This is a genomic window from Pseudomonas sp. 34 E 7, from assembly GCF_900005715.1.
GTDB lineage: Bacteria > Pseudomonadota > Gammaproteobacteria > Pseudomonadales > Pseudomonadaceae > Aquipseudomonas > Aquipseudomonas orientalis_A.
On sequence record NZ_CVTX01000118.1, the window covers coordinates 516 to 6,966 of the forward strand.

The following is a 6,451-nucleotide window of genomic DNA, read 5'->3' on the forward strand; positions in this document are numbered from 1 at the left end:
GGTGCCCAGGGAGCCCAGGCCACGGGTGACGCCGGTGCCGATGCTGGTGACGGCGGTGCCGGCCGAAGTGACCAGGCCGCCTGCCGTCGTGCCGACAATGGGCACACCGTTCAAGGTCGAACCGAGATCACCCACCGCTGCGCCCACATTGCCCACGGTGGTGCCGAGGGTGCCGGCGATCCGGCCAGTGACGAGCGGAGTGGCTGTCGAACCTGTTTCGCCGCCAGTGCCGCCAGTGCCTCCGCCAGTGCCACCACCGGTACCGCCGCCCGTACCGCCGCCAGTACCACCACCGGTACCGCCACCCGTACCGCCGCCAGTGCCACCACCGGTACCGCCACCTGTGCCGCCGCCTGTACCTCCACCGGTACCACCGCCAGTGCCGTCGCCAGAACCGCCGCCGGTGCCTCCCCCCGTACCGGCACCTGCGCCAGCATCCGGCGACGACGCCGCCACGCTTGATTTGTGTCCGCCACCACCGCTGCTGCAGCCGCCGAGGCTCATTGCCAGAATCAACGCCAGTGCGGTACTTGCTTTCCAGAACACGACTTGAGTTTTCATGATTGAGTTCCTTGCACCAGGTACAACCTTGGTTGTTTCAAACGTTCGCCGTTTCTTCGGCCAGCGATACGTTTGTCCGTGTGATTAATCACAGACCTGGGTCGGTTTTCTCGCAACGCTCAACTTCGTATTAACGATTTATATACATAAGGTCTTAGTCGGCTTAAGCGCTAATACAAACGGTATAACGTGTAGAAGTTCAGTAATTATAGTTTATGAAAATCAATAAGTTGAATAAAAAAAGCGGACCCGGGCGGGTCCGCTATAACTTAAGGTGTATATATACAATTAAACAGTGGACTTCAGGCAATCGGTTGCCACTTCCCGAGCATATGCTCAATAGCCCCTGTGCCGTTCAACACTAACTCGCCACTTGAGCCGGCGCCGCTGGTCATCAGTATCACTTCGCCGGGCAGGCGTACGGGTTTTTTGAATTCAACTTCAATGTCGACATTGGCGAGCGGAAGGTGTTGGTCCAGCGCCGCCAGAGTGCGGGCCTTGTTCCATAACCCGTGAGCGATGGCCTGGGGGAAGCCGAACAGTTTGGCCGTCGGTGCGCTGAGATGAATCGGATTGTAATCGCCGGACACGCGGGCATAACGTCGACCGATATCAGCGGGGGCGTTCCAACGGGACAGCTCGCTGAGGGGCACGTGCACCGACAACCCATGCTCCACCGTCTCGCCCTCAAGCTTCACACCACGGTATAACATTGTGCTTTGGGCTTCCCAGAGCAGCCCCAGGGCGTCCTCGACCACGGTCACCAGGTCAAAGGTCGCGCCCTTGGCGTGGGGCTTGAGATTGCAGGTGTACACGCCGACGGTCAGCTCACTCACACCGCCCAGGGGTCGATGGACGCGAATGCGGTTGCTCAGGTGAATCAGCCCCAGCAACGGGAATGGAAAGGTTTTGTCGGTCAGCAATTGCATCTGCAGGCCGAACGCCAGGATGTGCGGATAAGTCGCCGGCAGCATCGGGCTGTCGGCAAACCCGCAGACCTTGCGGTACGCCGCGACAGCCTTTGGATCGACGCGCACCTGGCAACGCAGGCCATGTTCGGGCAGTGCGCTGCCGGTGATCTTGCGCTTGAGTGCCGCGCGCCAGTACAGCGGCGGTAGAAACGGTGTGCTGTCCACTGTCTGCCATTGCATAGTCACGCTCCTAGAAGACTCTGCCCGCACACCCGCAGTGCCTGGCCGCTGACGGCACCCGAGCCCGGCTGGCTCAGCCAGGCCACGGCTTCGGCCACGTCCTGCGGCACGCCGCCCTGGCCCAGCGAACTCATGCGCCGACCGGCCTCGCGCAGGGCGAACGGAATATGCGCGGTCATCTGCGTTTCGATAAAGCCGGGTGCGACGGCGTTGATGCTGATCCCACGGGTTTTCAGCAGCGGTGCCCATGCCTGGGCCAAGCCGATCAGCCCGGCCTTGCTCGCGGCATAGTTGGCCTGCCCGCGATTGCCGGCGATGCCGCTGATGGAGGCCAGCAGCACCACGCGGGCGTTGTCGTGCAGGGTGCCGCTGTCGAGCAGTGCCTGGGTCAGCACCTGCGGCGCATTGAGATTGACCGCCAGCACGGCGTCCCAGTATTCCGGGGTCATGTTGGCCAGGGTCTTGTCGCGGGTGATACCGGCGTTGTGCACCAGGATATCGAGGCCGTCGGGCAAGTGTTCGATCAACTGCGCGGCGGCGTCCTCGGCGCAGATATCCAGCGTGAGGGTGCGCGCGTTCAAGCGTGCGGCCAGGGCGTCAAGGTCGGCCCTGGCTTGGGGCACATCCAACAGGATCACCTCGGCGCCATCGCGCACCAAGGTCTCGGCGATGGAGGCGCCGATACCCCGGGCAGCGCCGGTCACCAGCGCCTTGCGCCCGGCCAGCGGGCGCGTCCAATCCTCGACCGGCGTGGCGCAGGCCTCCAGGCGAATCACTTGCCCTGAGATATAGGCGCTCTTGGGTGACAGGAAAAACCGCAACGCGCCTTCCAACTGGTCTTCGGCACCCTCGCCCACGTACAGCAACTGCAACACACCGCCGCTGCGCAGTTCCTTGGCCAGGGAGCGGCTGAACCCCTCCAGGGCGCGCTGGGCGCTGGCAGCGAACGGATCGCCGAGGCTTTCCGGCGCGCGGCCAAGAATCACCAGGTGTGCGCTGGGGGCGAGGTTTTTCAGCAATGGCTGGAAGAATTCGCGCAGCTGCTTGAGTTGGTCGGTGTGTTGCAAGTCACTGGCGTCGAACACCACGGCCTTGAGTTTGGCACCGTGCCCGGGAATCCACGCCGGCGCGTCCAGCGTTTGGGCGCCATAGCTGTACAACGCATCGGTGAGTTTGTTGGCAAACGGCAGGACTTTATTCGCCAGCGCGCCGCCGCCCAGCAGCAGTGCACCTTCCACCGGGCGCAGGCGCCCGGCTTGCCAGCGTTCCAGGCGTACCGGTGACGGCAGGCCAAGGGCGGCGACCAGGCGATGGCCGAGGCTGGAGTTGGCGAAGTCGATATAACGGTCAGACATGGAACGCTCTCCGAAGACTGGGGTTCAAAGGGTTGACCATCCCAGGGTAGCAGTCGTTCGACTAGGCTCAGTGATCAAGCCCATAACAGACAGAGGGAGCTTTCCATGACTCAATTGCGCCGTGTGGCGATCATTGGCGGTAATCGCATTCCCTTCGCCCGCTCCAATGGCCCCTACGCCACGGCCAGTAACCAGGCAATGCTCACCGCCGCCCTGGAGGGCCTGATCGAACGTTTCAACCTGCACGGCCTGCGCATCGGCGAGGTGGCGGCCGGCGCGGTGCTCAAGCATTCCCGCGACTTCAATCTCACCCGCGAATGCGTGCTCGGCTCGCGCCTGTCGCCGCAAACCCCGGCCTACGATGTGCAGCAAGCCTGCGGCACCGGGCTGGAGGCCGCCTTGCTGGTGGCCAACAAGATTGCCCTGGGCCAGATCGAATGCGGCATTGCCGGTGGGGTGGACACCACCTCCGATGCGCCGATTGGGGTCAATGAAGGCTTGCGCAAGCTGTTGCTGCAAGCCAACCGCAGCAAGTCCATGGCGGATAAGCTTAAAGTCCTGTTACAACTTCGTCCGCATCACCTCAAGCCGCAGCTGCCGCGCAACGGTGAACCGCGCACCGGGTTGTCCATGGGCCAGCATTGCGAGCTGATGGCGCAGACCTGGCAGATCCCCCGCGCCGAGCAGGACCAGCTTGCCCTTGAGAGCCACCGGAACATGGCCGCCGCCTACGCCGAAGGCTGGCACAACGATTTGCTCACGCCGTTTCTGGGCCTTACCCGCGACAACAACCTGCGCCCTGACCTGAGCCTGGAAAAACTTGCTGCGCTCAAGCCCGCGTTCGAACGCAGTGAAAAAGGCACGCTCACCGCCGGCAACTCCACGCCGCTGACCGACGGCGCCTCGCTGCTGCTGCTGGGCAGCGAGGCTTGGGCCAGGGAGCGCGGTTTGCCGATCCTCGCGTACCTGCGCGACGGCGAAGCGGCGGCGGTGGATTTCGTCAATGGTGCAGAAGGCCTGCTGATGGCGCCGGTGTACGCCGTACCGCGTCTGTTGGCGAGGAATGGCCTGACGCTGCAGGACTTCGATTACTACGAGATCCACGAAGCGTTCGCTGCCCAAGTGTTGTGCACGCTCAAGGCCTGGGAAGACGCCGATTACTGCAAAACGCGCCTGGGCCTGGAGGCGCCGTTGGGCGCCATCGACCGCAGCCGTCTCAACGTCAAGGGCAGTTCACTGGCCGCCGGGCATCCGTTTGCCGCGACCGGTGGGCGCATTGTCGCCAACCTGGCCAAGTTGCTGGATGCGGCGGGCAAGGGCCGTGGCTTGATTTCGATCTGCGCGGCGGGGGGGCAGGGCGTGACGGCGATCATTGAACGATGAACGAGGCTTGACGAATCCCCCTTGCAGGAGCGAGCGTGCTCGCGAAAGATGTCATGGATAACGCGTGCATCCTGGATAAACGCGTTGCCTTTGAGTTCTTCGCGAGCAAGCTCGCTCCTACAGGAAATTGCGGTAGCCTCTCCCTCCAACGAGTGGATTGCCGTATAACGAGTGCCACACGCGTGTTTGGTAATACAGGACCCACAATAAAAGCTGATGAAGACTCCTAAACGCATTGAACCCCTGATCGAAGACGGTCTGGTCGACGAAGTGCTGCGCCCACTCATGAGTGGTAAAGAAGCAGCTGTTTATGTGGTGCGCTGCGGCAACGAATTGCGTTGCGCCAAGGTTTACAAGGAGGCGAATAAACGAAGTTTTCGTCAGGCGTCCGAATACCAGGAAGGCCGCAAGGTCCGTAACAGCCGTCAGGCCCGGGCCATGGCCAAGGGCTCCAAGTTCGGCAAGAAAGAAACCGAAGATGCCTGGCAGAACGCCGAAGTGGCGGCGTTGTTCCGCCTGGCCGGGGCGGGCGTTCGCGTGCCCAAGCCGTACGACTTTCTTGAGGGCGTGCTGTTGATGGAGCTGGTGGCCGACGAGTACGGCGATGCGGCGCCGCGTCTGAACGACGTGACGCTGGAGCCGGACCAGGCGCGCGAATACCACGCCTTCCTGATTTCCCAGATCGTGCTGATGCTGTGTACCGGGCTGGTGCACGGTGACCTGTCCGAGTTCAACGTACTGCTCACGCCGACCGGCCCTGTGATCATCGACCTGCCCCAGGCAGTGGATGCGGCGGGCAACAACCACGCGTTCAACATGCTGGAGCGGGACGTGGGCAACATGGCTTCCTACTTCGGGCGCTTTGCCCCGGAGCTGAAGAAGACCAAGTACGCCAAGGAAATGTGGGCGTTGTACGAAGCCGGCACCTTGCACCCAGCCAGTATCCTGACCGGTGAGTTCGACGAGCCGGAAGAACTGGCGGACGTGGGCGGTGTGATCCGCGAGATCGAAGCGGCGCGGCTGGACGAAGAGCGCAAGCAAGCGATTCGTGCAGCGGACGATGCGCCATCGACCAAGACGGCAGAAGAACCGCCGCCTCCCTGGATGCAGTGAACTTCAGGTAGACGAAGATCAACGTGTGGGAGGGGGCTTGCCCCCGATGGCGGATTGTAGGAGCGAGCTTGCTCGCGAAAAACTCACAGGCACCGCGTTCATTCAGAAAGCACGCGTTATCGTTGACGTTTTTCGCGAGCAAGCTCGCTCCTACAGATTGGTATTAGGGGCAGCCCCCTCCCGCATTGGATTTATTTGCAACCAGTCAGGCGCAGCACTTGCCTGACGCCAACTCCTTGAGAATCGGACAATCCGGCCGGTGGTCGCCCTGGCAGTGTTCCACCAGGTCCTGCAACGTATCGCGCAGTTGCTCAAACTCGCGAATCTTCTGATTCAACGCCTCGACATGCTGGCGCGCCAGGGCTTTCACGTCGGCGCTGGCGCGCTGGCGGTCCTGCCACAAGGTCAGCAGCTTGCCGACTTCTTCCAGTGAAAACCCCAGGTCCCGCGAGCGTTTGATAAACGCCAGGGTGTGCAGGTCGTCGGCACTGAAGAGGCGATAACCACTCTCGGTGCGATGAGCGGCCTTGAGCAGGCCGATGGATTCGTAGTAGCGAATCATCTTTGCGCTCAGCCCGCTTTGGCGGGCGGCTTGGCCGATATTCATGGGCGTTGATCCTCCAGGTCCTTGGGTTTCCAGGTTTTCAGCAGCAGCGCATTGCTCACCACACTGACGCTGGACAACGCCATCGCCGCGCCTGCCAGCACCGGGTTGAGCAGGCCGAAGGCCGCCAGCGGGATGCCGATCAGGTTATACACAAAGGCCCAGAACAGGTTCTGGCGAATTTTTGCGTAAGTCTTGCGGCTGATCTCCAGGGCCGCCGGCACCAGGCGCGGGTCGCCGCGCATCAGGGTGATGCCGGCGGCGTGCATGGCCACGTCGGTGCC

General features: G+C 62.5%; 5 protein-coding genes and 2 pseudogenes. 2 read left to right on the plus strand and 5 right to left on the minus strand.

The features are described from left to right. The 3 genes and pseudogenes from BFP96_RS30855 to BFP96_RS09935 all read right to left on the minus strand — a co-directional run. A pseudogene (locus BFP96_RS30855) lies at positions 1-561 on the minus strand (hypothetical protein); the annotation flags it as partial. 302 nt (positions 562-863) lie between these two features. After that, on the minus strand, positions 864-1,712 hold the full coding sequence (locus BFP96_RS09930; protein ID WP_065936118.1) for a MaoC family dehydratase: 849 nt from the start codon (positions 1,710-1,712) through the stop codon (positions 864-866). 2 nt (positions 1,713-1,714) lie between these two features. Next, positions 1,715-3,067 carry a 3-oxoacyl-ACP reductase gene (locus BFP96_RS09935; RefSeq protein ID WP_065936119.1) on the minus strand — a complete coding sequence of 451 codons (1,353 nt, stop codon included), beginning with the start codon at positions 3,065-3,067 and terminating at the stop codon, positions 1,715-1,717. A 105-nt stretch (positions 3,068-3,172) separates the two neighbouring features. On the opposite strand from BFP96_RS09935, the gene BFP96_RS09940 reads away from it, so the two are divergent. Both BFP96_RS09940 and BFP96_RS09945 read left to right on the plus strand, forming a co-directional pair. Continuing rightward, entirely contained in the window at positions 3,173-4,450 is a 1,278-nt protein-coding gene (locus tag BFP96_RS09940) for an acetyl-CoA C-acetyltransferase (protein ID WP_065936120.1), read from the plus strand. A gap of 216 nt (positions 4,451-4,666) precedes the next feature. Further along, positions 4,667-5,563 (plus strand): PA4780 family RIO1-like protein kinase, encoded by an 897-nt coding sequence (locus BFP96_RS09945; RefSeq protein WP_065894635.1) that lies wholly within the window; start codon positions 4,667-4,669, stop codon positions 5,561-5,563. Between the two features lie 205 nt (positions 5,564-5,768). Here the strand turns inward: BFP96_RS09945 and cueR are convergent, their stop codons facing one another. Both cueR and BFP96_RS09955 read right to left on the minus strand, forming a co-directional pair. Next, a complete protein-coding gene (gene cueR, locus BFP96_RS09950) occupies positions 5,769-6,170 on the minus strand; it encodes a Cu(I)-responsive transcriptional regulator (RefSeq protein ID WP_065894633.1) in 402 nt (133 codons plus the stop codon). Beyond that, positions 6,167-6,451, minus strand: a pseudogene (locus BFP96_RS09955) (copper-transporting ATPase); the annotation flags it as partial. The gene cueR and the pseudogene BFP96_RS09955, both read right to left, overlap by 4 nt.

Bases quoted from the DNA above. Each gene is read 5' to 3' on its own strand.
- BFP96_RS09945 (WP_065894635.1), top strand. From the start codon at position 4,667: ATGAAGACTCCTAAACGCATTGAACCCCTGATCGAAGACGGTCTGGTC.
- cueR (WP_065894633.1), bottom strand. From the start codon at position 6,170: ATGAATATCGGCCAAGCCGCCCGCCAAAGCGGGCTGAGCGCAAAGATG.
- BFP96_RS09940 (WP_065936120.1), top strand. From the start codon at position 3,173: ATGACTCAATTGCGCCGTGTGGCGATCATTGGCGGTAATCGCATTCCC.
- BFP96_RS09930 (WP_065936118.1), bottom strand. From the start codon at position 1,712: ATGCAATGGCAGACAGTGGACAGCACACCGTTTCTACCGCCGCTGTAC.
- BFP96_RS09935 (WP_065936119.1), bottom strand. From the start codon at position 3,067: ATGTCTGACCGTTATATCGACTTCGCCAACTCCAGCCTCGGCCATCGC.